A 26,486-nucleotide genomic window follows, 5' to 3' on the forward strand; every position below is an offset into this window, starting at 1 on the left:
GGTTTTTTTACCTTAAACTATTTTGTTGCTTTTTTAAATCTATCATTTACTGTATTCCAGTTTACAATATTCCACCAAGCATCAACAAATGCAGCTCTTTTATTTTGATATTTTAGATAATAAGCGTGCTCCCATAGATCTAAGATAAGCAAAGGTTTTACACCCCATTGAGTTAAGTTTTGATGCTTTTCTGCCTGTAAAATTTCTAACTTATTAAACATGCAATTCCAGCAAAGTATAGTCCATCCGGAGCCTTCCACTGCTACCGCTGCAGCTGAGAATTGCTTCTTAAAGGCTTCATAGCTTCCAAAGTCCTTAGTAATTTGATCTCCAATTTCTCCAGAAGCATCTCCTCCTGCATTTGGGCCCATGTTCTCCCAAAACAGTGTATGTAAAATATGTCCTGAACCATGGAAAGCTAATTCTCTTTCCCAATGTTTTATTAGTGCAAAATCACCATTTTTTCTTGCTTCCTCTAATTTTGACTCTGCATTATTTAATCCATCTACATAAGATTTATGGTGGGCATCATGATGCAACCTTACTGTTTGCTCATCATAGTGTGGTTCTAAAGCATTGTAATCGTAAGGAAGTGTTGGTAAAGTGTGTGTCATATTCATTCACCTCGTGTTTATTATTGTTTTTAACATTAATATTATGGTAATAAAATTTTTCTTTTATTCATCAAGCGGTATAGTAAAAATGATATTTTTCCGAAACACTATTTTTAATACAAATCTCTATTTAAAGTTTTTTAGTTATAGAACCGGAAATTATGTTATAATTAGGTAAATAATAAATATAATATTACTATGGGGGAGATTCTAATATGAATAAAGAATTATGGACAAAGTGTGTACAGTTCCACGGACATGAATGTCCTGGACTTGCCATAGGCTATAAAGTCAGTGAAGCGGCAAAAGAAAAGTTAGGACTTAGCTTTTCAAAAGACGAAGAAATAGTCTGCATAGCTGAAAATGATGCCTGTTGTGTAGATGCAGTTCAGGTTTTAACTGGCTGTTCTGTAGGTAAAGGAAATTTATTATTTAAGGACTCAGGAAAAATGGCCTTTACATTCTTTAGTAGAACAGATAAAGAAGGCGTTAGAATTGTGGTTAAATCCCGTAAGAAAAGCGAGAATAGACAGAGGGAAATGGAATACATATTAAACGCTTCCTACGATGAACTTTTTGAATTTAAAAAACCTAGTTTTCAACTTCCAGAAAGAGCTAGAATTTTTACAAGTGTAGTATGTGAAGAATGTGGAGAAGCCTCTGCTGAACACAAGATAAGGTTTATGAATGGTAAAAAAGTATGTGGTGATTGCTTTAAAGATTATTCAAGAAGTCTTTAGCAGTTATACGTAGTGTATTTTCTGTTTTTTTAAAGTATAACTTAACCCCATACTTTAAAAGGTATGGGGTTAAGTGCCTTAGCCTGTAAAAGAGAAGTAACATCTCATATTGCATTTTCATGCATTATGGACAGTCCCTTATTATATAATATATGTTATTTTTTCTTCTTTATTCTTATTATATAGTGCTAAATGAATCCAATAACTTCTTACCCTATTGATGAAGATTTTAGTCCCTTAGAGTTGCTCTTATTCTATCCACCTTTAAAATCATAGAGAAAACATCTTTTATATCCTTTACAACTATATGTGAATTTATAAGAGCTTCCGTAGAGCAGCCTTCCTCTCCTATTATTGCTATTGATAACTCTGCTGCTTTAAACATTTCTATATCATTTAACCCATTTCCCACGGCCACAGTATTTTCTGCTCCAAGTTTTTCTACAAATTCTCTTTTATAAACAGTAGCATTACCCTTTGGAAAGGTTTGCACCTTAACCGATAGTTCTGAACACTGACTCCTTACATTACCATAGGTATCCGCTGTTATTATGTATACATTCAATCTCTTTGCTAGTTCAATGAGTGCTTCCTTAACATCCTCAGGTAAATTGCCATCTACAGCCAAGGTTCCATTATAATCAAAAACTATGTTTTCCATTACTAAATTTTTTCTTCCTGGTATATCAATTTGAATCATAGCTTAATTCCTTTCTATATTGTAGAATTTTTGTATTTTTTCTTAATATTTATCCAAAAAGTCCTCCAATATACTCCCTTGTACTTTCTTTAGCAGGATTATTAAAAACTTTATCCGTCTCTCCATACTCCACTAGTTCTCCATTAAGCATAAAAGAAGTATAGTGTGATATTCTTTTAGCCTGTGCTAAATTATGGGTTACAATTATAATAGTATAATTTTTACATAAATTCTTTAATGTTTCCTCTATTTTCATAGTATTCTTCAAATCTAGTGCAGAACAAGGCTCGTCCATTAAAATTACTTCTGGTTCAATAGTAAGAGTTCTCCCTATACAAAGTCTTTGCTGCTGCCCTCCTGAAAGCTTTAATGCAGACATATTTAAATTTTCCTTTACCTCATCATAAAGACCTACTAACTTCAGCTTCTCTTCTAATATATTATTTAATTTTTTTCTATCTGTTATACCATAATATTTAAGGGCATAAACCATGTTCTTATATATTGAAAAAGGAAAAGGAGTAGGGTTTTGAAAAACACAACCTATAGACTTTCTTAAAAGTCCCCTATCTATATCTTTAATGTTTTCCCCTTTTAAAAAAACCTGTCCCTCTACTTTGCAGCTTTTTTCTTCTTCTAGTATACGATTTATAGTTTTTAACAGGGTAGATTTTCCACATCCGGAGGGCCCTATTATTGAAGTTATTTTATTTTTTCTAACGGGAAGGCTTATATTTTTGAGAATTTGTTTGCCTTCTAAGTATACATTTATGTTTTTAATCTCTAGTATATTATTCATAATCTATACCTTCCTCCTTTTTGTAAGAATAGCTGCTGCAAAATTTATAACTATAAGTAATATTACAAGCACCAGTGATGTTCCATAGGCTTTTTCCATAGAAATACCTTGACTTACTAATATATATAGGTGATAGGGCAGTGCCATTACTGGTGAAAGCAGTGAATCAGGATTAGGTGCAGATACTACTGCAGATGTAAGCATAACTGGAGCTGCTGCTCCCATGGCAAAGCCTCCGGACATTATGGTCCCGGATATTATATCTGAAGCACAACTTGGAAGAATTATACGAAAAAAGGTATAAGACTTACTTACTCCTAAACTATAGGAACAAACAATCAAACTTTTATCAACTTCCATAATAGATTTCTCCGTTACCACCTCTACATAAGGAAATATCATTATTCCAAGAGTAATTCCCCCTGCTATAAGACTAATTCCAAGATCACAAAAATAAACTAAAAAAGAGTAACCAAAAAGACCTAGCACAATAGATGGAATTCCAGAAATAGAACTTATCACAAGGTGCATTAGCTCTTTAATCACGCTATGGGTACAGTAAAGGCTTAAGTACACAGCAGTTGCTACCCCTAAAATAGATGCACTTATACAAGCTATTGCGGTTAACGCTAAGCTTCCTATTATAGCTGGCAATATTCCTCCTTCTATTCCAAGAGGTGTACCTTTAGGAGCTTGCAATATGAAATTCAAGTTTATAACTGATAAGCCTTTTATAAGGATATAGGCAAAAATAGATATAATAACCCCGATTACAATAAGACTACTTAAAAAATACCATAGTGCTAATAACACATTTTTTAAAACCTTAATCATAAATCTTCCTTCTTTTCATAGTTTCTAAACAATTATTCTCTTGCTTATGCTGTAAAATATAGTGTTTATAATCAAAAGTAATACCATAAGTACAAATCCTGAGGCGAATAAGGCATGATAATGAATACTTCCAATTTGAGCAGAGCCCATTTCTAGTGCTATAAGAGCTGGAATAGTTTCTCCCTTACCAAAAAGCTTAGGCATAATAGGGCTATTACCGATAACCATCATCACCGCCATAGTTTCCCCCATAGCTCTACCCGTAGAAAGTATAACAGAGACTAATATACTTCTTCCGCAAGAGGGGATTATTAGATTATTTATCATATACCACTTAGATATTCCAAGTGACTTAGAATATATACTGTATTTTCCGTAAACCTTGCTCATAGTTTCATCACAGGTAGAAACTATATAAGGTAGTATCATAACTGCAAGTACTATTCCACCAGCAAATATAGATTCACCGGTAGAAAAATTTAGATGGCCTTCAAAAAACTTTACAACTACTGAAAGTCCGATAAAGCCATATATTACAGACGGAATACCTGCCAGCATATTTACGAAAGCCTTTAATATTTTATGAATACTTTCTGGTACAATGATTGATATAAAAATAGCAAAGGCTACTCCCATTGGTACTGCAAATATTACTGCTAAAAGAGATACGTATATAGTAGCTGCTAAAAATGGAATTACAGATACCTGTGGCTTTAGTTCTAAGGGCTGCCACTCTACTCCTGATATTAATGACCAAAAAGGTACTTTATGGACTAATCCTAAGCTTTCCTTTAATATAAATATTAATATTAAACATAAAATACTAAAGGATATGAAGGCTAATGTTTTTATAAAAATAGAAAAGAGTATTTCTAGCTTTTTATACATTTAATCACCTTATCAATTTTAAAAATTTGAATACTTACAAAAGAACTCGTTAGACTATAGGTCTAGCGAGTTTTAATAATTTATATACTTACTAAAATTATTTTTCAGATTTCACAGGAACAAACCCCAGTTCTTTCACTACCTTTAGCCCTTCTTCAGAAGTAATATAGTTTATAAAGGACTTTTCTTCTGCAGTTAAATCACCATTTTTAATCACTAAAAGAGGTCTTGCTATCTTATATTTACCCTCTATGATGTTTTCAGCAGTAGGAGTTACTCCATCTACATCCATTGCAACAATCTTCCCTGCATTTTTTTCAACTATACCTACTGACGCATATCCTATAGCATCTTTATTTTCCATAATTTTTTGCCCTAAGGCTCCCATAGAAGGTGCTTGCACGGCTTCTTTACTTACCTTCTTATCTCCCATTATGCTCTTTTCAAATACTTCTCCAGCACCGCCGCCAGCATCTCTTACCACAATTACTATTTTATTTTTAGGTAAAGCTGGATCAACATCACTCCAAAGCTTTGCTTCTCCAGAAAATATCTTTTGAATCTCCTCTTTAGTTAGTCCTTTTTTCTTCGATAGAATAGAATTTTGAGGGTTAACAGATATAGTTAACGCATCCATACCTATTTTAAACTCTTTATACTTGTCCATCTTTTCTTTTTCATCCTTTGAAACTTCTCTGGAAACCAATCCAAAATTACTTGTCTTTTCCAAAGCAGCCTTTACTCCTGTTCCCGAACCTGCAGAAGAAACAGCTATTTGTATAGGTTTCTCTGGCATACTTCCCTCTACTTTATTCCAAGTTTTATTTTTTTCCGTAAAGGTATCCGCTATTTTAGATATAATCGGAGCCATAGTTGAAGAACCGCTGAACATTATTTTGCTTTCCGATGACGCTTTTTCATTTGATGAAGTGCTAACTGATTTTTGATTTCCACAACCGGTTAGTACAATACCTACAGTTAAGGCCAAACTTAAGATAAGACCTAATCTTTTTTTCATATACTGAATCTCCTTCCATAAATGTTTATTACTGTAACAAAACACATTTTAGCTCCATTTTATCATACAGCCTACATTTATGTTTGGAATATTCCTTTTCTATATAATTAGCAACTTATCTATCATGTTTACTTATAATATTAATTCATAAAGAATTTAATGTTACTGTCCCTTTGCTACCCTAATTTATTTCATAGCCATCTTCTGTTTTTTTCTGATACAGCCCTATCCAATCCGGTATGTTTCCTTTGCTTTTTAATATTTCAATTGCCACATCTCCAACCACTGCAAGGTCTTCAGCATTAAAATAGTATTCTATATTTCTATCAAAAAGTATGTTAGCTGCAGCCTCCATCTCATCATCGCCTTGCCAAACTACAAAGGTAATGTAGACGTTGTCAATAAATTCAAACTTACAGGCTCCGTCTCCCATCTTAAGTAACTGTCCACCTACTGCTTTCGCCCCTTCTTCCATTCTTTTTATATCATTTCCAAATCTGCGAGCAAGCTTTAAAATAGTTCTGTTATAAAAGTTTTTATAATAAACTAATCCTCCTGGGATTTCCTTATAAGTAATATCCTTATTAAAAGGCGGCACTGCCTTAGAGTTTACGAGATACCTTAAAACTAAGGTTCTTATAGTATATGCTTTTATTTCTTCTGATGTTTCTAAATCATATAGTTGTCCTGATGGATGCTTAACACTATATTCTCTTCCCATCATTTTAATTGTAAAAGAGCCTTTTTCTTTATCATAAGGTATAGTAGATTGATTAGATATGTCTATTGGATCAGTTTCTGCGAATATGTTCTGAATGTACTCGAAAGGAACTCTCCCCTGTCTATCATCCTTTATTCCCTCATTACTCATATAACTTCCCCCTTAGATTACATTTTCCCTGTAATACTATTTTATTACAAATTTATGAAACATAAAAGTAAATTTATGCGACACAAAGAGGGGCTTAGAAATTAGACTTGGCAGTCTGTGTATACGGGCAGTTATGCTGTCGCATAGATTTTATGTGTGATGACGGGTATAATAAAACTTTTGGCTGCACTAAAAACAGGTGCGTAGGTAGAGATATACTGCGTAGAAAGCTTCGAATAAGGGTTAGAAGGTCTTATGCTGGCGATTTCGAAAATATTAACTTAAACTCAGCTTTCTCAGAAAGCATTGAGTTTGAGTTCATTTTCGAAGTTGAGGGAGCATTAGACCTTCTTCCCAAAGTGAGGGCTTTCAAGTAGTATACCTCTACTTAACACACCGGTGTTCAGTGCTTCAAGTTTTTGTGCTGCATCATAATCTTTATTCCACTCTGATAATCTCCGCATTCTCTAAAGCACTGTAATGTGTGTACCCACCTATATGCAGAGGAGTATCTCCAAGCTCAGGGTCTACCTTCATACCTCCAAGGCAGGGATAACTGTGCCAGAACTTAGCTACAGATTTCTTTGCTTCTTCCCCCAGTCTAGTTCCTATAAGGTGTTTTGCTATATTATAACCATTACCACAGGGTGCAGAAATTATAACCTTTGCATCAACAATTATGTCTTCTTTATCTACCAAAAGTTTAAATTTGGGTTTACCTAGTTTAAACTCATCAATAAATTCATTAATTATAGGGAATTTACCATAATTCAAAGTACAGAAGGGTTTTGGAAAAGCATATTCTAGTCCATATTTATTACATTCTTCTATAACTAACTCTCTAGTCCATTTTGACACCCAATCTCCACTTTCAGAAGGAGCCATTATAGCTTTTCCACCGCTCTCTTTTACAAGTCTGGGAATTTCTACTAATATATCTTGATGAACTCCAATAATTACTGCTAAATCATGCTCCTCAAATTTTTCAGGTAGGTATTTTAAAGGATCATCTTCAAAAAGTTGATAAAAATCCGGAAGATACACCACTTGAGAAATGCTGTCCTTAAAATTCAAATTATACTTTCCTCTGCACCAAACACATTCCTTACCACATAAAGTACAGACTTCTTTAACATTTTTTAAATGTGGTACAAATTTTGTATTTGCAAATCTAGTATCAGTCTTCATATAAAACTCATTTTCTGGTAACCTATCACTTTTTTCAGAACAAATTATCAATAGTTTCATTTTTTCGCCCCCATAAATTAATATAATTCCTATTTATCATCTAGTTATTTATTAGTCAATTGTCATACAAACAAGAAGTAAGTATATATACTTATTTCACTTTAATCCTATAAAACTATTATACTAAAACTATTTCAAAAACTCTGTAACACTTGTTACCATTCATTACTATAATTACCAGGCCAGAAAAGATTCTGTACTTTAAATAAGCTTTTATACAATAAAATATAATCTTTAACCAAAGTGAATTATTAGAAGGGATATTTATTGAATAAAAATAAAATAGGTAGCAATCTTAACTACCTATTTAGGAAACCATGTTACTTTTTCTCTATTCTTCTTTCAAAACAGATAAACATAAGTATAGCATCAATTCCCCACTGAATTACTGTAACCCACCATACATATATAATTGAAAGCTTTAAAATATAGATAAAATAAAATATTAGAGGCAGTCTTATTAGCCAGCTGGTAGCTAAGGATATAAAAAATGGATTTTTAGTATCTCCTGAGCCCTTTAATGCTCCTGCAAATACTGATGAAAGGGCTATAGTTGGTTGTTCAAAAGCACCAATAAATAAGCATAGGGATGCTATATATATTAGTTTTATCTCTTCCTCTCCAACAAATAAATTGACCAAAAAGCTAGGCATTAGAAGAAATATAACTGCAAAAACAGACATCATTGCCACTGCCCCTAAGGCACAGGCATAAGTATATTCCTTTGCCTCCTTATAATTTTTTTCTCCAATTTTAATTCCTACTAAGGTTGTTGCAGCAACTCCAAATCCCATACCAGGCATGAAAGAAATAGACTCTACAGTATTGGCAATTTGATTAGCAGCAAAGGCTACGGTACCTGCTCTCATTATAATAAAGGTACATAATAATCTGCTGACGCTAAAGGCCCCATCTTCCATAATTGAAGGTATAGAAAGTCCAAATAACTTCTTAACCTTGTCCATCTTCATTGATAGTATATACTTTAATCTAACTTTAATTTTTGACTTAAAGATTAAGTATAAGAATATAAAAATAAAGCCAATAAATTGTGAAATTACAGAAGCTATAGCTGAACCTAATATACCTAATTCTGGTGTTATAACTCCAAAAATCAGAATATAATCTAAACTTAACTTGATTAAAGTCACTAATACAGATATCTTAAAAGGTGTATATGTATTTCCGTAACTTCTTAATATAGAACTAATCACATTTATCATCATGTTAAAAAATATTGCTATTACAGTAATTCTCATAAAAATATCGCCTAAGACAAGTATCCCTCCTCTAGCTCCACCTAAAAACAATATCTGCTCACTAAATGTGAATAGCACATAACAAATAGTGATGGCTAGGCAAATTCCTGACAAAAATCCTATAGAAGCATATTCCTCAGCGGCCTTTGTATCTTTTGCTCCTATACTCCTTGACACATAGGAAGCTATGCCAATACAGAGCCCTGCCCCTATGAAGATATTAACACAGGCATATAATATCTCCGTACTTAAGCCTACTATGCTTAAGGCTTTATTTCCACCATAATTTCCAATCATCATGGTATCGAAAATGGACATTAAGGTATATACTGTTGCTTCACCTACTGCTGGAAGAGAAATATCTAAAACTTCTTTTATTGCTTTTTTACTAATCATACTTACTCCGCCTTCTATACTTTAGAATTCTAACCGTTAAAATACATCCTTGTTTAAATATATTAATTCAGTAGTGATTTTAATATATTTTTATACAGTAAATTTTCTTAAGTACCTTTAACTCTTTCAGTAAAATTTAATTTACACCAAAATCATAGTACTGAATATTATAGTATCGAAATGAAAGAAGAATACTTTTTGGTATATATCAGGGGAGGATAAAATTGGATAAGCTTACATTTATACATTCAATAAAGTCAAAAATAATTTTAGCCATTGCAATTACATCTATCATAGTATGTACTATAATTAGTGGCTATCTACAAACCAAAAACACAAACTCCCTACGAGAAGAAATTAAACAAAAGCTTATATTAATGGGGGAAAATAATAAAAATAAGTATGATAAAACTCTCTCAGATGTGGAAAACTCCGTTAACTTTCTTACTAACACTCTAGTCTCCACTATGGATGTTAACAAAATGATCTCTGATACTCTTTATCTGGAGAATTATACTAATCTTAATGAAAACATTATAAAAGAGGCTACCAAAAATACTAAGGGCAGCATGGGAACCTATCTTTTTCTAAATCCTGATATCTTCGGGAATCAAAAGGGTATATGGTATGCAGATACTGATGGTAAAGGTACTCTTAATAAACAGCAGCTAACGGATATATCCCAATATGATAAGTCTGATAGAGAGCATGTAGGTTGGTATTATGAACCTATAAACGCTGGTAAAGGTGTGTGGCTACATCCCTATCTTAATAAAAACATCAACAAATATATGATTTCCTATGTATCACCTATATATAAAGATGATAAAACCATAGGAGTACTAGGTATGGATATTCTTTTTGATGACTTATTCGGCAGCATTAAAGAAACAAAAATATATAATTCTGGCTATATCTCTTTACTTGATTCAAATTATAATTTTTTAATTGATCCCAAGTTAACCGAAAAGGATAACCTTAAAACTTTGGATAACGGTAGTCATAAATTTATCATTGATGATATGGAGAAAAACAATATAGGAATTGCACAATCAACCTTTGATGGAGTAAGTAAATATATAATCTACGCAAAACTAAGTAATGGTTTTAGACTTTATATGCCAGTTACTAAGTCCGAGTGTTTTTCAAGTATTAGTAGTTCCACTAGGAATGTAATATTGTTATCTGCTGTAATGGTAGTACTAAGTATTTTCATAGCATTATTTATTAGTGCTATGATTACAAAACCTATAAATAAGCTAACAAAACTAATTGAAAAAACATCCCAGTTAAATTTAACTAATAGTGGAGAGTATAATTCATTACTGAAGCTTAGAGATGAAACTGGAATCATGGCAAAGGCAACTATTGACACTAATTATATTCTTAGCAAATTGATATCAAATATTAAAGTAGTGTCGGACAATGCCTATTCTAATTCCAATGAACTTTCAAATACTATTGCTGAGACTACTAAATCAATCGAAGGTGTTGCCAAAGGTACTAATGACCTAGCAGAGGGAATTTCAAGTCTTGCAAAAAATATAAGCGAAAGTGCAGATAATCTTAATGATTTATCCGAAAGTATAAATGCCGTTGTTACTAGCTCAAATAACGTTAAGGAATATGCTAAAAATACCGAAACAACTACAGAAAATGGATTAAGTGCAATGAATAGACTAAAGGAAGCTATAAACCAAACCACTAGTGCATCTGAAATGGTATCTAATAAAATAGTCTCACTGGACAGCAAATCAGAAGGAATAAGAAAGATAATTGACACTATCAAATCAATTGCTGAACAAGTGAATTTGTTATCTTTAAATGCAGCCATAGAGGCAGCAAGAGCAGGTAAAGCAGGCTCTGGATTTGCTGTTGTAGCAGAAGAGATAAGAAAACTAGCAAGTGAGACATCAAACTCTACCAGAGAAATTGAAAATATAATTGATGAAGTTAGACATGAGATAGAAGGCACCAAAACTTTAATCCTTAATACAAAAACCTTTGCTTGTAACACAAATTCCATTTCCGACGAAAGCTTATCAGCCTTTAATGAAATAAAAAAATCAGTGGATATTATAAACAGCTCTATAGATGACCTAACTAATGAAATTAGTAGTATGAATAAGAAAAAAGCTGAAGTTATAAAAGCTACAGAAGAGATCTCTTCTATTTCTGAACAATCAGCAGCTACCACGGAAGAAATATCATCATCAGTTCAAGAACAATCAGCAAATATGTCTCAAATATCTAATGCTTCAGCAAAACTTAAAGATATCTCAATTGAACTAAAAAATCTAGTTAGTAAGTTTATTGTATAATTAGAAAAGTCTATAAGACAAAAAACTCAAGGGTTGTTCTAAAGTTCATTATTAGAACAACCCTTGAAGTAATATTTTTATATCTAAAGCGTAAGTATACTACTAATTATTACCTTTAACTTTACAAATAACCGCCTTTATAGAAGTATAGCTAACTTCTTCTGGAAGAGCTTCTTTTATTATTTTTAACCTTTTCGCCCCTACCTTCTCAATTGCCTCTACTATAAGTTTTTCATGTCCTTCAGGTATCAATGAGTTTAAATCTACTTCTAATCCTTCTAAGGCACATCTCATTATGTGGTCTTCCACTGTAGTAAATTTCATATCTCTTTCCTCTGATATTTGTTTTAGACTCTTACCCTCCTTATACATGTTTAAGGTTATAATATGACTTGGTACATCACTCTTCTTTAGTGAATTTTTACTAATGTCTATTTCATTTTTTGATTTATTTTCTAAGTTGTCTATGTGTATTTTTCCACTCATACCTTTTATTCCGTGGTCTGCAGTATATTCTACAATAGTCTTTAAAAAGTCCTCTCCATACTTTTTAAGCTTAGCTTCCCCTACCCCTTTTATGTTCAGCATAGCTTCTTCATCTATTGGATAGTATTCACTCATTTCACGAAGAGTACTATCTGCAAAAATTATGTAAGGAGGAATCATTTCTCTCTCAGAAATACTCTTTCTTACTTCTTTTAATAGAACAAATAGAGAGTTATCTTTCTCTGCCTTAACTTTTCTTTTTTGTATTCTTTGAAATACCTTTTCTCTGCCTTTAAGTACTTCTACAGCTTTTTCCTTTAATCTAACTACCGGAAATTGGCTTTCTGTTAAGAATAAATAGTTATCTGCAATGAGCACATTTATTAAGTCCTTAACTTCCTTTAAGGTATATTCTTTCATAATCCCATAGGTTGAAAGCTTGTCAAATCCTAACTCTAAAACTTTTTTATCCTTAGATGCCTTAAGTACTTGAGCAACCATTACTGTACCAAATCTTTGCTGCATTCTAGCTATACAAGAGAAAATTTTCTGAGCTTCTATGGTTATATCCGTAAGTTCTGTCTCATCTTTGCAATTACTACAGTTATCACAGCCTTCCTCAGTATACTCATCTCCAAAGTAGTCTAGGATATACTTTCTTAAACATTTTGTAGTATGGCAATAATCAACCATATCCTGAAGTCTTCTATATTCATTAATTCTTCTTTCTTCAGAAAATATACTTTGCTCAATTAAAAATTTTTGAAGTATTGTATCTTGTGGTCCAAATAAAAGCACACACTCACTGGGCTCTCCATCTCTACCAGCACGGCCAGCTTCTTGGTAGTATGCCTCCATATTTTTAGTAATATTATAGTGTATTACATACCTTACATTTGACTTATCTATCCCCATACCAAAGGCATTGGTAGCTACAATTATATTTACATTATCATATAAAAAATCTTCCTGTGCCTTTGTTCTTACAGCATCACTTAAGCCAGCATGATATTTAGATACAGCATATCCTTTATTACTTAAAAGTTCATGAATGCTGTCCACTTCTTTTCTTGTTGCTGCATATACTATTCCTACATCTTTTTTATTATCCTCAATATACTTAAGCAGGTAGTCTTTTTTATTTTCTCCTCTAATAACAGAAAAAAATAGATTTTGCCTGTCAAAGCCAGTAGCAAATATATTAGGATTTTTTAACTCTAAAAGTCTTATTACATCTCCTTTTACCTCTTCTGTAGCTGTAGCTGTAAAAGCTGCTACAATAGGTCTTGGGGAAAGTGATCTAATTAAAGGTGCAATGGCTCTGTAACTAGTCCTAAAATCATGTCCCCACTGGGATACACAGTGAGACTCGTCCACTGCCACCATAGAAACAGGCATAGTTCTCAATAATTGGCAGAAGCTATCTGACTCCAATCTTTCCGGTGCTACGTACAATAATTTTGTATACCCGCTTACTGCCATAAGTATTCTTTCTTGCACCTCATTTTGATCTAAAGTACTATTTATGAAAGCCGCCTTTATTCCTATACTATTCAAAGAATCTACTTGATCCTTCATCAAAGAAATTAAAGGAGAAACTACAATAGTTATGCCGCTTAATAATAGTGCTGGTATCTGATAACATATAGATTTACCAGCCCCCGTTGGCATTATTCCAAAGGTATCCTTACCTGATAATATACTTTCTATAACTTTCTCCTGCCCTTTTCTAAAGCTGTCATATCCATAGTATCGTTTTAACAGACCTTTTGCATTTTCAAGCATTGAAGCTTTACCTCCCAAATCCATTTCTATATTCATTCTAAACAATTATTCTGTTAATTAATCATAAGTATTATTGCTAACTAAAATTTTTTAGTTAAAATACAATAGTTCTAGTATAAAACAAATTTATCATTTATACATCTCAAAAACTGTTGTAAATAACAAAAATATAGACTAATTCATTTCTTTTATGTTTATATACTTGAATATTTATATTTGTTTTTTGACGAACTTTTGGCGTCAAATACAAGTATAAACTATAAATAAATCTTTAGAAAGTATCACTTACAGCGTTCCCTTATCTGTTCTTGCAAAATAAAAAGAGCTTGGGTTAACCAAACTCTTAAAGCTAATATCTTTCTATTATTCACTAAACTTACATAATTTTTTGCTCCATTAACTTTGCCACTAACTAGAGTAAAAGTACAATGAAATCTATATTTTCTAATTTTTCTAAGATTTTATATACTAATAAACACTTATGTGACATAACTATTCTTCATTTACTCAATATAATAAATTTACAAATTAAAAAGACACCTTTCTCAGTGCCCTAATATAAGAAGGTCTTATGAAATTTCCTTGAAATTCCTAGAAAACATAGTATAATTAATCTAGGTGATGGAGCTCACCTTTAACTGCGAAAAGCTAATGGCTCCTACTTTAATGTTTTCATTAGAGTAGGGCTTTTTTTGTTGACTAACTTGTAATCAAAAGGAGACTTCTAATATGAAGAAATATATTTTTATAGGTGCAGGAGGCTTTCTAGGCGCCATTATAAGGTTTTGGATTAAAACCACTCCAATTAATAGTTATAAAGAATTCATTCCAATTAATACACTATTCATCAATATAACAGGTAGTTTTCTTCTAGCTTTAATAACTGTAACTGCTTTAGAAATTATAAAAATAGATGAGTCACTAAGACTAGGCATATGTACAGGATTACTAGGTGCTTATACCACCTTTTCTACTATGTGTAAAGAGGCTGTGGAGCTTTTAAGCAAAGGTTACTATTTTTCTTCTTTGTCATACATTACAAACTCTGTTGTATTAGGCCTTGCATCAGCGTACCTTGGGGCTGCCGTTGCTAGAGAGCTTATTCCTAAACTTTTTCCAAGCCATGGTAGAAATGACTTAACTAACCTGTAATAGGCACTTATAGAAATGTAAATTTCTTATTATATATCTTTAAGAGATGAGGTAGAGATAATGGAATTTTTGTTAGTAGGTATTGGAGGTATCTTCGGTAGCATAACTAGGTTTTCCTTAGGAAAGTTTATTTCCAAGAAGTTGAACTCCTCTTTCCCCTTTGGAACTTTTATCATAAACATTACCGGAGCTATTTTGCTTGGTATAGTAACCAGTATAGGCTCTAGTAAAAATCTATATATAACTTTAGGTGATGGATTCCTAGGAGCATACACCACCTTTTCTACTTTTATGTATGAAGGTTTTAATCTTTTTCAAGGAAAGTCTAAACTAAATGCCTTTGCTTATATATTATGCTCAGTGGTGTTAGGTATAATTGGATATGCTATAGGTGAAAAGTTAGGATTGTTTCTAAAGTTGTATAATCTTATCTTATGACCATATTCATTAATCCACAATTATTCATTATTACTGATAATGTTATAGAAAGCAATTGTCCAGAAGAGGACTTTCTTCCCATAAGGGTGACTTTTAACCACTTTACCTCTACTGGACATACAATTACTTTCTATCATACTATATACTTTTAATGTATTGCTTTCTTTTTATATCTCTTTCCTGATGCTTCAACACTGGACACAGTAATTAGAGCATTGTCATCAAAGCCATTAATAATAGACTTTAACTTAGAAATTTCAAGTCTAGATACAACAGCATATATTACATTTGTGCGAAGACCCTTATAGGCACCTTTTCCATTAAGTAATGTTACTCCTCTACCTAACCTTGCTACTATCGCCTCTGCTATTTTTTCATGTTGATCTGATATAATAATTACTGCCTTTGATTCGTCTAATCCCTCTACAGTAATATCAATGACTTTAAAGGCTATAAAGTAAGCGATGAGTGAATACATAGCCCTGTCCCAACCAAAAATCAGCCCTGAGGAACCTAAAATGAATATGTTAAAAAACATTACAATCTCGCCAATAGAAAAGCTTGATCTTTTATCTAATATTATAGCCACAATCTCCGTGCCGTCTAAAGAACCACCATTTCGGATTATTAGTCCAACACCAACTCCTAATATAATTCCACCAAAAATTGATGCTAAGAAGACGTCATGTGTTATCCCCGGAATGGGATGAAAGAAAGATACGCCAATAGATAGGCATACAACAGAAAATAATGTTGATAAAGTAAAAGTTTTTCCTATGTGTTTATATCCTATAATAAAGAATGGAATATTTAATATAAAGGTAAATACACCTAAAGGAATTTTAGTTAAATGACTTGCCATAATTGAAATACCCACCACTCCACCGTCTATAACGTTGTTGGGTATTAAGAAGACTTCAAGTCCAATTGATACTAGAATTGACCCTAATATCATGAAAAATACTCTGTTTGCTATGTTAAAAAACTTATGATACTTTTTTCTCATCAAATTCCCCCTTTTTTAATCTCATGAATATTACTTTCTTCAAATTTTATAAGCTTTTTATACATTAATTATACTATAATTTCAGCACATTGTCAATTGAGAATGATTTTCTATTGCTATTCTGTTAGAATTGCTGATATTATGAATGCTTCTCATCTATCTATCTGTATCCCTTTTATCAACTGAACATATAATAAATAGAAAGTAAATTAATGCGATGTATTAATATTTAGGAGGCCCTCTTTATGAATAAACAAAGTGCTGCTTTTTTATCTATAGTATCCAACTCTTTTCTTATAATTCTTAAGCTAACAGCAGGATTACTAATAGGATCAATTAGTGTTATTTCTGAGGCTATACATTCTTCTATGGATTTACTGGCAAGTTTTATAGCGTTTTTTTCTATAAAAAAAGCTTCAAAGGCAGCAGACGATGAACATCCCTTTGGCCATGGTAAATACGAAAACCTTTCTGGCTTTGTTGAAGCAATGTTAATCTTTCTAGCAGCAGCTTTTATCATTTTCGAAGCAATAAAAAAAATTATTTACGGTTCAACTATAGAAACTTTTGCTGCAGGGCTAATAGTTATGTTTATTTCAGCAGTTGTAAATCTAGTAATTTCTGCAGCGTTATTTAAAATTTCCAAAAGAGAAAACTCTATAGCCTTAGAGGCTGACGCAATGCATCTTCTAACAGATGTAATTACAGCTGCTGGAGTCTTTTTAGGACTTTTAATTGTGAAAGTTACAAACTTAACTATTATAGATCCTATAACTGCTATAATTGTAGCTTTACTAATAGTTAAAACTTCTATAAATCTGACTAAAAGGTCCATAAAAGATTTGGTTGACAGCAAACTTCCTGATGAAGACATAAAAAAAATTGTAAAGGTCATAAAAAGTCATGATGAAATCAGAGGATACCACAGACTTAGAACAAGAAACTGCGGTCCTAAGAAGGAAGTTGATATTCACTTATCAATTAATGAGGAGCTTTCCTTTGTTGAAGCTCACAATTTATGCTCTAAAATTGAGGAAGATATAAGAACCATTTTTCCTAATTCTTATATCCTTATACATCCAGAGCCAGTTCAGAAGATTCCCTCCTCAAATAAAATTACCTATAGGAATATATAAAAATCTTTTATACTATTACCCTCTTAAGAGCTAAAGAATAAAACCAAAAAATTTAGGCTGATTATAATCTACAATCAATCTTTGATCATAGACTATAACCAGCCTAAAACTATTATACTATTTTTCCCTTTTTCTATGTTCGTAATTGTTTATACTAATTTTACAAAAGCATTTTTTGAAGTTTTTCAGGGTCTACAGGATATCCTATTTCTCTTGCAGCATCCATCATAGCTTGTATATTTTCCAGTGGTGTTTCTACCGGAAGGCTGCAGCCAGACATTAGTGTATAGCCTTTGGGACTATCATATCCTTCTAGTACACAGTTAGCTACAGCTCTTCTTATTTCTTTAGAAGTGCCAGCATACATAACATTTGAAGGATCTACATTGCCTATAATCCTCACCTTGTTTCCTATTGTCCTCTTACAATCCTTAAGACTAACTACGTTGTCCATACTAAAACCTGCAACACCTACAGAAGCCATATCGCCTATATCTGTCCATATCTTTTCTGTTTTTCCGCATATGTGAAGAACTGCAGTTTTACCCTTTGAATTTATAAATTCTACTAATCTCCTTAAATAGGGTAGACAAAAAATTCGGAAATGCTTAGGACTTATTATAGTACAAGACCCTAGCGGTTCTGAGATAGTTATTCCTAGCCCAAGGTCTATAATTACCTTAACATATTCAATACAGCTTTGAAGAGAAATTTCACAAAGTTTGTGTACTGCCTCTGGATCTTTAAAAAATAGCTTTGTCATCTCCTCTATTCCAATAAGAAAAAAAGCATTGGAAAAGGGTCCCACTACACCTGCAGAGCAAGCAACTTCATGGCCTATCCTATCTTTTAAAAATTTCATAGCATCTATATATACAGGCAATCTTCCATCCTTATAAGGATCCACTACTTTTAATTTATCTATATCTTTAATACTGCTTAATGCAGGCTTAAGCAAATCTGCTGTGTTATCTTCTGGCAATACCAGCTCTGCTCCCATAGCCTCCGCCCAAGCGTATAAATCAGTAAAGACCCTAACTCCATCCATTCCATATCTTTTATATGCAGATATTTGAGCTTCTGCAATAGTTTTGCCATTGGTATTAAACTCTGAAATCTTACACCCGTGAATACGAGCTACTCCATTAGCTATGTTAGGATTACAAGGTAACCTGTCTACATTTTGACCTTTGCTTAAAGCAATCGCCCTTTCTATTGGAGTCATTTGATCTTTCATTATTCTACGCCTCCTGAGCTAAATTAGCATTTTCTTCATTATTATCATTTTCTCCTACCAATATTTTTGCGTATTTAGCTGCCTTTGAGGCATCAACAGTATAAGCATCTGCCCCTATCTTATCAGCGAAGCTTTGAGATATTGGTCCTCCTCCTATCATAACCTTTATTTTATCCTTTAAATTCTCTTCTTTCAATATTCTAACAACTTCTGCCATACCTTCCATTGTAGTGGTCATAAGAGTAGACAGACCAATTATGCTTGCATTAACTTCCTTTGCTTTATCTACAAAATCCCTTGGAGGTACATCTCTTCCAAGATCTATTACTTCAAATCCCTCTGTTTCCATCATTATCTTCACTAAGTTTTTTCCTATATCATGAGTATCCCCTTGTACAACGCCAATTACTACCTTGTGCTTGTTTTCCCCATCTTTTTTCTCTAAATGAGGTTTTAAAATATTGATTCCAGAATACATAGCATCAGAACACATTAAAAGTTCTGGGATATAATATTCCTCCTCTTCATAAAGCTTTCCAGCTCTATTCATTCCATCACCTAAACCCTTATCAATTGCCTCATAAGCACTAATTTTGTTTTCAATACACATTTTAGAGATTTCAACAGTTTTCTCTTCCTCCATTTCAACTACTGAATCTGAAAGTTCTTTAAAAAGCTTTTCTTTTAATTCAATCATGATTTATCTCCCTTTCTATTTAATTTAATAAGACTATTTACACTATCTTTACGAAAAATTTATCATTTTGTATTAAAATACCCTTCTACTCTATGTTCCTATAAAACTTATACTTCTTCTAAAGCATTTCAATAAAGGCAGCTATTCTCGTATTTATCTGTCCTATATCTGTTTGAGAATAATCTGTTTCTATACTCATATAAGCGGTTTTCTTCTTATCATTTACAAATCTTTTAATATTAAAGGCCTCTACACTATAAGTATGGCAAGCTTGAAGGATTACATCTATAACTCCATCCACCTTATAGTCATCTATCAACTCAGATAAAAGGTTTACTCTGTTATCATTTGGACTCATACAAGAACAGCCTATATTTAAATATTTTTCTGTAAGAGCATCTATAGGGTCTATAGTTTCATCTACCAGTTTGCTTATTTCTTTAATTCCTGTGCAGTTTTCATAGCAAACTACTGCTCCTCCATTTTCCTCTATGGCTTTTATTATTTTCTCTGTAGCTTCTCCCATTGGACATCCTGTGATTAATATTCTTTTGGCATCTGGTGAAACCTTTCTTTGCCCTTCCTGGTATTCACTTTTTGACCTGTTTATCAGATCCTTCAGTTCTCTTATCTCCTCATCCTTATCCCATTTAAAAGAAGCACCATTTAACACTTTCAGCATTTCTAATCCTGTAATTGGTGGAGGACACATCTTCCCTAATTCATAAAACTCTTTTAATGCAATTCTTTCTCTATTACGAAGTTTTATAGATTGTGATAGCTCTTCCTTTGTTACATCAACGCCGAATTCTTTCTGTAGTTTTTCTTTCAATCTTATTATTTCATTTCTCCATAGTCTGTAAGCATCTTCCCCTTTATAAGTCTGAGGCAACTGCATAACATGTACCTCTTTTATTTCTCCTAAATACTCGTACATTTTTTTCTTTCCATCACAGGTTGTCTCTCCCACAATTAAATCTGAAAAGTAAAAGTATGGACACTTATCTGTAATGGCAAAGCCATAACTTGACTTTATAAGCGGGCATAGATTTCTTGGGAGATGCTTTTCTGCATCTGCTATAGTTTCATCACTTTTAGCACATAGTGATACCGGCACTGCCCCTGCTGCATGTATAACTTCCCAAGGGGTAAAAGTACAAAAAGTACCTACAACCTTTTTGCCTCCATCTTTTAGATTTTTAATAGTTATAAACCCTTGTTTTCTTGCCTCACTAAAATCTTCAAATACTTCAGGTAAATTATTCATTAATAGCACATCCCTTATCTAATTTTTAACTATATTGATGGAATCCTTTTATAAATAAAATTGTTATTTTCCACCTTTTTATACTAAATAAATTCTATCACAAATTTGTTTAAGACTTTATTTATCTTATTTATAGTTCATTAGCCGTCTATAAGGAAAACAAATTATGTATCTAATTATTTTCTTTCGATATGAAAACCAAAATTTCAGTTAGCTTGTTTCCTTATTTTATGCTATAATCAAAAATAAGAATTTTAAGGAGGAGAGCTATGAGTATAGCAGTTGATTCCTACATTCGAGATTATTTGAATGTAGTGTGCAATATAACATTCAATTTTGGATACCAAGGGAAAAGTGCGTCCAAAATTGAATATGTCGTGAATCAACTGACGATATAATCCTTCAAACTTAGAATAAAACATAACAAAATGTTAGTGTAGGCCTAAGCAGAAGTATATCTCTGTTTAGGCTTTTTTGTGCGCATTTTTGGTTGGGTGGGTAAGAAATGCTTTATATATTAAGATAAAGGAGCAAAATTTCATGAAAATAAATAATAATAAACTAGAATTTAACATAATTAAAAATTACATTTTTATTTTTTTAAGTAGATTAGATTTAACTCAGGGTATATGGATGATATACTTTGCTACTAAAGGAATGGATTTGACTAAATTAGGAATCCTGGAAGGAATCTTCCACCTAGTTTCTTTTTCTATGGAGGTGCCAACAGGAGTAATTGCTGATTTATGGGGAAGAAGGGTTAGTAGGATATTAGGAAGATTACTAGCTATGATAAGTATGCTATTACTAATCTTTTCCAACGACTTTTATATGTTTGCCCTATCTTTTACAATTTTGGCTATATCCTATAACTTAGAATCAGGAGCAGGAGATGCTTTGCTTTACGATTCTTTAAAAGTATTAGGTAGAGAAGAAGAGTACGTAAAAATTAATGGTAAAAATGAAATGTTTATGCAGATAGGTAGTGTGGCAGCCTTAGTATTAGGAGGATATTTAGGATCTAAAGACTATTATCTAGCTTTTTTAGTAAGTGCTATAATAGCTGGAATAACCTTTATTCAATCTTTTACTTTTGTAGAACCTGCCGATACTCTGAAGTCTGTAAGAGTTGTAAAGTATGAGACTGTTAAAAAAACAAACTTATTATTAAGTCAAATTATTGATAGTATAAATATAATTAAAGGTAATAAAAAGGTCGGTTTTTTGATTATCCTTATCAATATAGTCTCTATACTTGCAACCAGTATGTTTTACTATTTACAAAACTTTTGGAAGACACAGGGCAATTCTGAGTTTACAATAGGAATCTACTTATCAATATCTTCCCTATTAGCTGGATTTATGGCTACAAAAGTTTATAAATTAAAAGAATTATTAAAGGAAAAGGGAATTATGATTTCTATACCTATAATAATTGCTCTATCCATTTGGGGAATTGTAATAACTAGCGGAGCTCAAGTTTTCTATGCAATAATTTGCATAGCAGATTCTATTGCTTATGTAATTATAAGTGATTATATAAATAAATTAATTCCTAGTAAAAACAGGGCTACTATCTTGTCTTTCCAAAGTATGGTTTTTAGTTTTTTTATGATATTGTTATTTCCACTTATAGGCAAACTAGGAGATTGTTTTTCTCTGAATTTTTCATTCATAATTATGGCAATTATAGCTAGTTTGTTATCTGTGCTAAATGTTTATGTTTTAACTACTAAATTTAGAAGTATTTAAGTAGTAAGTGATATGGTGGAAAGTCACCTTTAGTATAATTAAAGACATAACTAAAGCCTCTGATGTTGATGAATTTAAAAGAATTTAAATTTCAGTCAACATTAGAGGCTATTTTTCTAAAGTATTTCGTCTATAATTCCGCCGCCTATAAGTAAGTCTTTGTTATAAAAAACTACAGACTGTCCCTTTGTTATAGCACGCTGCTTATCTTCAAATACAACCTTTATCTTTCCTTCTCCAATAGGGCTTATCCATGCCTTTGCAGGCTTAGCTGAATATCTAATCTTGGCTTCTACTTCCATAGTGCTTTCCAAGCTGTCAAAGGGAATAAAATTTATATCCTTAGCAACTAGCTTTGTCTTAAATATATCTTCTTCACTTCCAAGGACAACGGTATTAGTTAGTGGGGTAATATCTGTTACAAAAACTGGTTTCCCAAGTGCTATTCCTAAACCTTTTCTTTGACCTATAGTGTAATAAACTATACCTTTATGTTTTCCTAAAAGATTCCCGTGCTTATCTACAAAGTAACCTTCTCTTACCTTATTTGGTGCCTGCTTTTTTATATATGAACCATGATCATTATCTGGAATAAAGCAAATTTCTTCACTATCCTTTTTATTGTGAACAATAAGCCCTATTTCCTTGGCAATTTCTCTTATCCTATCCTTTTTATATTCGCCACAAGGCATTAAAGTATGTGCTAACTGATGCTGGGTTAAATTATATAAAGCATAGGTCTGATCCTTCCTATCATCTTCAGATTTTCTAAGCAAGTATCTGTCACCATCTTTTTCTATAGTGGCATAATGGCCAGTAGCTACATAATCTGCTCCTAAATCCATAGCTTTTTTTAGTAAAGCATCAAATTTAATATATTTATTACAAGCTACACAAGGGTTAGGAGTTCTTCCTTCCATGTACTCATCAATAAAATAATCTATAACATTTTTCTTGAATATATCCTTAAAATTCATAACATAAAAAGGAATATCTAGTTTATAGGCTACCATTCTTGCATCTTCCACAGCACTTAAGGAGCAGCATCCACCTTCATTTGCCTCATACTCTTCATCTTCCTGCCATACCTGCATAGTTACACCTATAACATCATAACCTTGTTCCTTTAAAAGATAGGCAGCAACAGAACTATCCACTCCGCCACTCATACCTACAACAACTTTTTTCTTCAACTTTATCACCTTTCCCTGGGGCACTCCCCTTTACATTTTTACATTGCCATCTCAGTAATAACTTTTAAAACATAGTCTATTTCTTCCTCTGTAGTTCCAGATCCTATAGTAAGTCTTAAGGAGTTTTTTGCTCTCTCCTCAGGTAAACCTAAAGCAATCAAGACATGAGAAGGCTCTAAGGCACCAGCAGAACAAGCACTTCCGCTAGAAGCACATATTCCCATGCTGTCTAGTCTCATAAGCAATATATCTCCTGCAGCTCCTTCAAAGCTTATATTTACATTGCCTGGTAGTCTTTTTTCTCCTGAAGGACCATTTAATCTAGTGCCTGGGATTTTTAATAGTCCTTGTATTAACTTATCTCTTAAAATTGTTAATCTTTTAGACTCATTTTCCATATTTTCCGTAGCTAGCTCCACGGCTTTTCCCATACCTACAATACCAGCTATGTTTTCTGTACCGGCTCTTCTGGCTCTTTCCTGCGCTCCTCCATGAATTAAATTGTGTATTTTAATCCCCTTTTTTATATAAAGGGCACCCATTCCTTTAGGACCATAAAATTTATGGGAAGCCATAGAAAGTAAGTCTATATTCATAGCAGTAACATCAATAGGAACATTTCCTACTGCCTGAACTGCATCAGTGTGAAAAATTACTCTCTTTTCTCTGCAAAGTTCTCCAATTTCCATTATAGATTGAATAGTACCTATTTCATTATTAGCAAACATTATAGATACTAATATTGTTTTATCTGTTATAGCCTTTTTTAAGTCTTCAATTTTTACAAATCCAAACTCATCAACTGGTAAATAGGTTATTTCAAAACCTAACTCCTCTAAATATTCACAGGTATGAAGCACTGCATGGTGCTCAATTTTTGTGGTTATTATATGATTTCCTCTGTCCTTATTCGCAAAGACCACTCCTTTAATTGCCCAGTTATCTGCTTCTGACCCTCCAGAGGTAAAGAATATTTCATCTCTTCTAGCCTTTATTGCAGTTGCGATTCTCTGTCTAGCAGCATCTATTGCTCCCTTGGTTTTTCTTGAAATATGGTAAATCGATGACGGATTTCCAAAATACTCTGTAAGATATGGATTCATCTCTTTTATAACTTCTGGCTTTATATAAGTTGTAGCAGCATAATCCATATAAACTTCTCTTTCCATTCTTATCTCTCCTCAAATTCTATATAAACTTTCAATTAATTCAGAGTAATTTACTACGACATTACTATTCTATTTTTTCAAGGATTTTTTGTCAACAGATTTAAGCTTTATTTTTTGTACTATGTATGTGTAATAGTATCATAAAAAAGGCAGCAATAGACGCCAGCATAAAAGTTAGTGGCCAAACGGCAGATATTCCTGCCATATCTATATATTTCCCTATAAGAGAGGTGCCAAGAGCAGCTCCAGAGGCCCAGCTCAAACTCCCTACAGCATTAAATCTTGCTCTATAATTTACCGGACTGTTATTTGCTAAGTATACTCCAAAATTTGTGGCAGTTAATATTTCTCCAATGGTCCAAAAAATTGTTGATACTATAAAAAGAGGTAGAGAATTCACTATTCCAATCATACCAAATCCAATAGCATAAAGTATTCCTGCCATTATTATGTTACATAAAGGCTGAAGTTTTCTCGTGAAACTTGTAATGATTACCGTTAGAGATATAACTGTAAAGGCATTTATACTCATAAGTAATCCAAATTTTTCTGCTCCAGTCCCTGTAAATACCTCATCCAACATTAAAGGCAGAGAAAATCTATGCTGTGTATAGACCATACTATATAGAATATAAATTATAAGGAATATTAAAATCTGTTTACGTCTAAAAAGAACTTGAAAAACACTACCTTCCTCAGCCTTTTCCTTGGAAGCTGTTGCTTCTACCATATTAGATGGCTTACTCTCACTTATAAAAATAGCAACTAGGGCTACTGCAAGAAAAGAAGTTAACGCATCACCTATAAATAGCATAGGAAGATAGTTATTGAATAGGAATCCAGCCACCATAGGACCAATAGATGCTCCTAAATTTATACCTAAATACTGAAGAGAATAGCCAGCCTGTCTCCTATCTGCTGGCAGCAGATCTGCAATTATTGCACTTAAAGAGGGTCTAACTGCTTCATTAAAGAAAGTTGAAACTAAAAGAAAAGTAACGATAACATAAGAATTTTTCACAAAGGCACAGGGTATTAGTGCTAAAGCTACTGTTGTCTGAGTAATGATATAAGTCTTTTTTCTACCTATTTGGTCAGCTAATTTTCCACCTACTATAGCTCCAGGTATTCCAAGCATGGATCCAATCATAATAACCATACCAGCAGTTTGAAAAGATATACCTAGCTTTTTTATCAGCAACAGCGTCATAAATGGCAGTACAAAATCACCAAATCTATTCACTACCTGTACCAAAAACAATATGTATACACTCCGTGGCAATCCTTTATAAACACTAAATATTTTCAACATAACTTCTTTACTCCTTACTAATCGATTACTGGGATAATAACAATTATAAAGTAGTTTACAAAATCTTACCACATAATTTCATCTTTTGGTGTCAACCTTTTCCTATTCTACAAAATATAAAAATACCTGGCCTCATCAGTAATGAGAAACCAGATATTAGAATCAGGC

General features: G+C 32.5%; 23 protein-coding genes and 1 riboswitch. Of the genes, 6 read left to right on the top strand and 17 right to left on the bottom strand.

Annotation, left to right across the window (positions count from 1 at the left end):
- Window positions 1-17: 17 nt before the first annotated feature.
- Window positions 18-614 (bottom strand): superoxide dismutase, encoded by a 597-nt coding sequence (locus tag P8V03_RS05240; protein ID WP_318797045.1) that lies wholly within the window; start codon window positions 612-614, stop codon window positions 18-20.
- Between the two features lie 215 nt (window positions 615-829).
- Between P8V03_RS05240 and P8V03_RS05245 the strand changes: the two genes are divergently transcribed.
- Entirely contained in the window at window positions 830-1,354 is a 525-nt protein-coding gene (locus P8V03_RS05245; protein WP_318797046.1) for an FmdE family protein, read from the top strand.
- Between the two features lie 229 nt (window positions 1,355-1,583).
- Here P8V03_RS05245 and P8V03_RS05250 read toward each other — a convergent pair whose 3' ends face one another.
- The 8 genes from P8V03_RS05250 to P8V03_RS05285 all read right to left on the bottom strand — a co-directional run bounded on the left by P8V03_RS05250 (window position 1,584) and on the right by P8V03_RS05285 (window position 9,367).
- Window positions 1,584-2,054: an HAD family hydrolase gene (locus P8V03_RS05250; RefSeq protein WP_318797047.1), complete on the bottom strand. Its 471-nt coding sequence runs from the start codon at window positions 2,052-2,054 to the stop codon at window positions 1,584-1,586.
- A 49-nt stretch (window positions 2,055-2,103) separates the two neighbouring features.
- Window positions 2,104-2,853 (bottom strand): phosphate ABC transporter ATP-binding protein, encoded by a 750-nt coding sequence (locus P8V03_RS05255; protein WP_318797048.1) that lies wholly within the window; start codon window positions 2,851-2,853, stop codon window positions 2,104-2,106.
- A 3-nt stretch (window positions 2,854-2,856) separates the two neighbouring features.
- Complete coding sequence (pstA, locus tag P8V03_RS05260; RefSeq protein WP_318797049.1) at window positions 2,857-3,687, bottom strand: phosphate ABC transporter permease PstA; 831 nt, start codon at window positions 3,685-3,687, stop codon at window positions 2,857-2,859.
- A gap of 24 nt (window positions 3,688-3,711) precedes the next feature.
- Window positions 3,712-4,575, bottom strand: a complete 864-nt coding sequence (pstC, locus tag P8V03_RS05265; protein WP_318797050.1) for a phosphate ABC transporter permease subunit PstC — start codon at window positions 4,573-4,575, stop codon at window positions 3,712-3,714.
- Window positions 4,576-4,672: 97 nt separating this feature from the next.
- Window positions 4,673-5,593: a phosphate ABC transporter substrate-binding protein gene (locus P8V03_RS05270; protein WP_318797052.1), complete on the bottom strand. Its 921-nt coding sequence runs from the start codon at window positions 5,591-5,593 to the stop codon at window positions 4,673-4,675.
- A gap of 181 nt (window positions 5,594-5,774) precedes the next feature.
- Complete coding sequence (locus P8V03_RS05275; protein WP_318797053.1) at window positions 5,775-6,464, bottom strand: DUF3786 domain-containing protein; 690 nt, start codon at window positions 6,462-6,464, stop codon at window positions 5,775-5,777.
- A 438-nt stretch (window positions 6,465-6,902) separates the two neighbouring features.
- Window positions 6,903-7,712 carry a DUF166 domain-containing protein gene (locus P8V03_RS05280; RefSeq protein ID WP_318797055.1) on the bottom strand — a complete coding sequence of 270 codons (810 nt, stop codon included), beginning with the start codon at window positions 7,710-7,712 and terminating at the stop codon, window positions 6,903-6,905.
- Window positions 7,713-8,032: 320 nt separating this feature from the next.
- Window positions 8,033-9,367: an MATE family efflux transporter gene (locus tag P8V03_RS05285; protein ID WP_318797057.1), complete on the bottom strand. Its 1,335-nt coding sequence runs from the start codon at window positions 9,365-9,367 to the stop codon at window positions 8,033-8,035.
- A 224-nt stretch (window positions 9,368-9,591) separates the two neighbouring features.
- Between P8V03_RS05285 and P8V03_RS05290 the strand changes: the two genes are divergently transcribed.
- The gene (locus tag P8V03_RS05290; protein ID WP_318797059.1) at window positions 9,592-11,688 is read left to right on the top strand and encodes a methyl-accepting chemotaxis protein; all 2,097 of its coding nucleotides are present in this window, start codon (window positions 9,592-9,594) and stop codon (window positions 11,686-11,688) included.
- Between the two features lie 102 nt (window positions 11,689-11,790).
- Here the strand turns inward: P8V03_RS05290 and recQ are convergent, their stop codons facing one another.
- The gene (gene recQ, locus P8V03_RS05295) at window positions 11,791-13,959 is read right to left on the bottom strand and encodes a DNA helicase RecQ (RefSeq protein WP_318797061.1); all 2,169 of its coding nucleotides are present in this window, start codon (window positions 13,957-13,959) and stop codon (window positions 11,791-11,793) included.
- A 608-nt stretch (window positions 13,960-14,567) separates the two neighbouring features.
- Window positions 14,568-14,627: riboswitch (Fluoride riboswitch) on the top strand.
- A gap of 61 nt (window positions 14,628-14,688) precedes the next feature.
- Here recQ and crcB (P8V03_RS05300) point away from each other — a divergent pair.
- Window positions 14,689-15,111 carry a fluoride efflux transporter CrcB gene (gene crcB, locus P8V03_RS05300; RefSeq protein ID WP_318797063.1) on the top strand — a complete coding sequence of 141 codons (423 nt, stop codon included), beginning with the start codon at window positions 14,689-14,691 and terminating at the stop codon, window positions 15,109-15,111.
- Between the two features lie 60 nt (window positions 15,112-15,171).
- A complete protein-coding gene (gene crcB, locus P8V03_RS05305) occupies window positions 15,172-15,549 on the top strand; it encodes a fluoride efflux transporter CrcB (protein ID WP_261672094.1) in 378 nt (125 codons plus the stop codon).
- A 148-nt stretch (window positions 15,550-15,697) separates the two neighbouring features.
- On the opposite strand, the gene P8V03_RS05310 is transcribed toward crcB (P8V03_RS05305), so the two are convergent.
- Window positions 15,698-16,555 (bottom strand): YitT family protein, encoded by an 858-nt coding sequence (locus P8V03_RS05310; protein WP_261672093.1) that lies wholly within the window; start codon window positions 16,553-16,555, stop codon window positions 15,698-15,700.
- A 245-nt stretch (window positions 16,556-16,800) separates the two neighbouring features.
- Here P8V03_RS05310 and P8V03_RS05315 point away from each other — a divergent pair, with 245 nt between their 5' ends.
- Window positions 16,801-17,691 (top strand): cation diffusion facilitator family transporter, encoded by an 891-nt coding sequence (locus P8V03_RS05315; protein WP_261672092.1) that lies wholly within the window; start codon window positions 16,801-16,803, stop codon window positions 17,689-17,691.
- Window positions 17,692-17,851: 160 nt separating this feature from the next.
- Here the strand turns inward: P8V03_RS05315 and P8V03_RS05320 are convergent, their stop codons facing one another.
- The 3 genes from P8V03_RS05320 to P8V03_RS05330 form a co-directional block, all read right to left on the bottom strand.
- Window positions 17,852-18,928 carry a uroporphyrinogen decarboxylase family protein gene (locus tag P8V03_RS05320; RefSeq protein ID WP_318797067.1) on the bottom strand — a complete coding sequence of 359 codons (1,077 nt, stop codon included), beginning with the start codon at window positions 18,926-18,928 and terminating at the stop codon, window positions 17,852-17,854.
- Window positions 18,929-18,932: 4 nt separating this feature from the next.
- Entirely contained in the window at window positions 18,933-19,625 is a 693-nt protein-coding gene (locus tag P8V03_RS05325) for a corrinoid protein (protein WP_261672090.1), read from the bottom strand.
- A 118-nt stretch (window positions 19,626-19,743) separates the two neighbouring features.
- A complete protein-coding gene (locus P8V03_RS05330; protein ID WP_261672089.1) occupies window positions 19,744-20,892 on the bottom strand; it encodes a double-cubane-cluster-containing anaerobic reductase in 1,149 nt (382 codons plus the stop codon).
- A gap of 540 nt (window positions 20,893-21,432) precedes the next feature.
- Between P8V03_RS05330 and P8V03_RS05335 the strand changes: the two genes are divergently transcribed.
- Entirely contained in the window at window positions 21,433-22,644 is a 1,212-nt protein-coding gene (locus tag P8V03_RS05335) for an MFS transporter (protein WP_318797070.1), read from the top strand.
- Between the two features lie 116 nt (window positions 22,645-22,760).
- On the opposite strand, the gene mnmA is transcribed toward P8V03_RS05335, so the two are convergent.
- From mnmA to P8V03_RS05350, 3 genes are all read right to left on the bottom strand, one after another.
- Window positions 22,761-23,837 carry a tRNA 2-thiouridine(34) synthase MnmA gene (mnmA, locus tag P8V03_RS05340; protein WP_318797072.1) on the bottom strand — a complete coding sequence of 359 codons (1,077 nt, stop codon included), beginning with the start codon at window positions 23,835-23,837 and terminating at the stop codon, window positions 22,761-22,763.
- A gap of 38 nt (window positions 23,838-23,875) precedes the next feature.
- Window positions 23,876-25,006, bottom strand: coding sequence for a cysteine desulfurase NifS (nifS, locus tag P8V03_RS05345; protein ID WP_318797074.1), 1,131 nt, complete (start codon window positions 25,004-25,006; stop codon window positions 23,876-23,878).
- A gap of 100 nt (window positions 25,007-25,106) precedes the next feature.
- Window positions 25,107-26,318 (bottom strand): MDR family MFS transporter, encoded by a 1,212-nt coding sequence (locus P8V03_RS05350; RefSeq protein WP_318797075.1) that lies wholly within the window; start codon window positions 26,316-26,318, stop codon window positions 25,107-25,109.
- Window positions 26,319-26,486 lie beyond the last annotated feature (168 nt).

The organism is Clostridium tanneri, assembly GCF_033659955.1.
Classification (GTDB): domain Bacteria; phylum Bacillota; class Clostridia; order Clostridiales; family Clostridiaceae; genus Clostridium_AM; species Clostridium_AM tanneri.

Excerpts from the sequence above, each read along its gene's own strand:
- P8V03_RS05330 (WP_261672089.1), bottom strand. The coding sequence starts at position 20,892 with ATGAATAATTTACCTGAAGTATTTGAAGATTTTAGTGAGGCAAGAAAA.
- P8V03_RS05310 (WP_261672093.1), bottom strand. The coding sequence starts at position 16,555 with ATGAGAAAAAAGTATCATAAGTTTTTTAACATAGCAAACAGAGTATTT.
- P8V03_RS05255 (WP_318797048.1), bottom strand. The coding sequence starts at position 2,853 with ATGAATAATATACTAGAGATTAAAAACATAAATGTATACTTAGAAGGC.
- P8V03_RS05280 (WP_318797055.1), bottom strand. The coding sequence starts at position 7,712 with ATGAAACTATTGATAATTTGTTCTGAAAAAAGTGATAGGTTACCAGAA.
- nifS (WP_318797074.1), bottom strand. The coding sequence starts at position 25,006 with ATGGAAAGAGAAGTTTATATGGATTATGCTGCTACAACTTATATAAAG.
- P8V03_RS05270 (WP_318797052.1), bottom strand. The coding sequence starts at position 5,593 with ATGAAAAAAAGATTAGGTCTTATCTTAAGTTTGGCCTTAACTGTAGGT.
- P8V03_RS05275 (WP_318797053.1), bottom strand. The coding sequence starts at position 6,464 with ATGAGTAATGAGGGAATAAAGGATGATAGACAGGGGAGAGTTCCTTTC.
- P8V03_RS05350 (WP_318797075.1), bottom strand. The coding sequence starts at position 26,318 with ATGTTGAAAATATTTAGTGTTTATAAAGGATTGCCACGGAGTGTATAC.
- P8V03_RS05285 (WP_318797057.1), bottom strand. The coding sequence starts at position 9,367 with ATGATTAGTAAAAAAGCAATAAAAGAAGTTTTAGATATTTCTCTTCCA.
- pstA (WP_318797049.1), bottom strand. The coding sequence starts at position 3,687 with ATGATTAAGGTTTTAAAAAATGTGTTATTAGCACTATGGTATTTTTTA.
- P8V03_RS05240 (WP_318797045.1), bottom strand. The coding sequence starts at position 614 with ATGACACACACTTTACCAACACTTCCTTACGATTACAATGCTTTAGAA.
- P8V03_RS05335 (WP_318797070.1), top strand. The coding sequence starts at position 21,433 with ATGAAAATAAATAATAATAAACTAGAATTTAACATAATTAAAAATTAC.
- P8V03_RS05325 (WP_261672090.1), bottom strand. The coding sequence starts at position 19,625 with ATGATTGAATTAAAAGAAAAGCTTTTTAAAGAACTTTCAGATTCAGTA.
- recQ (WP_318797061.1), bottom strand. The coding sequence starts at position 13,959 with ATGCTTGAAAATGCAAAAGGTCTGTTAAAACGATACTATGGATATGAC.
- P8V03_RS05320 (WP_318797067.1), bottom strand. The coding sequence starts at position 18,928 with ATGAAAGATCAAATGACTCCAATAGAAAGGGCGATTGCTTTAAGCAAA.
- crcB (WP_318797063.1), top strand. The coding sequence starts at position 14,689 with ATGAAGAAATATATTTTTATAGGTGCAGGAGGCTTTCTAGGCGCCATT.
- P8V03_RS05250 (WP_318797047.1), bottom strand. The coding sequence starts at position 2,054 with ATGATTCAAATTGATATACCAGGAAGAAAAAATTTAGTAATGGAAAAC.
- crcB (WP_261672094.1), top strand. The coding sequence starts at position 15,172 with ATGGAATTTTTGTTAGTAGGTATTGGAGGTATCTTCGGTAGCATAACT.
- pstC (WP_318797050.1), bottom strand. The coding sequence starts at position 4,575 with ATGTATAAAAAGCTAGAAATACTCTTTTCTATTTTTATAAAAACATTA.
- P8V03_RS05315 (WP_261672092.1), top strand. The coding sequence starts at position 16,801 with ATGAATAAACAAAGTGCTGCTTTTTTATCTATAGTATCCAACTCTTTT.
- P8V03_RS05245 (WP_318797046.1), top strand. The coding sequence starts at position 830 with ATGAATAAAGAATTATGGACAAAGTGTGTACAGTTCCACGGACATGAA.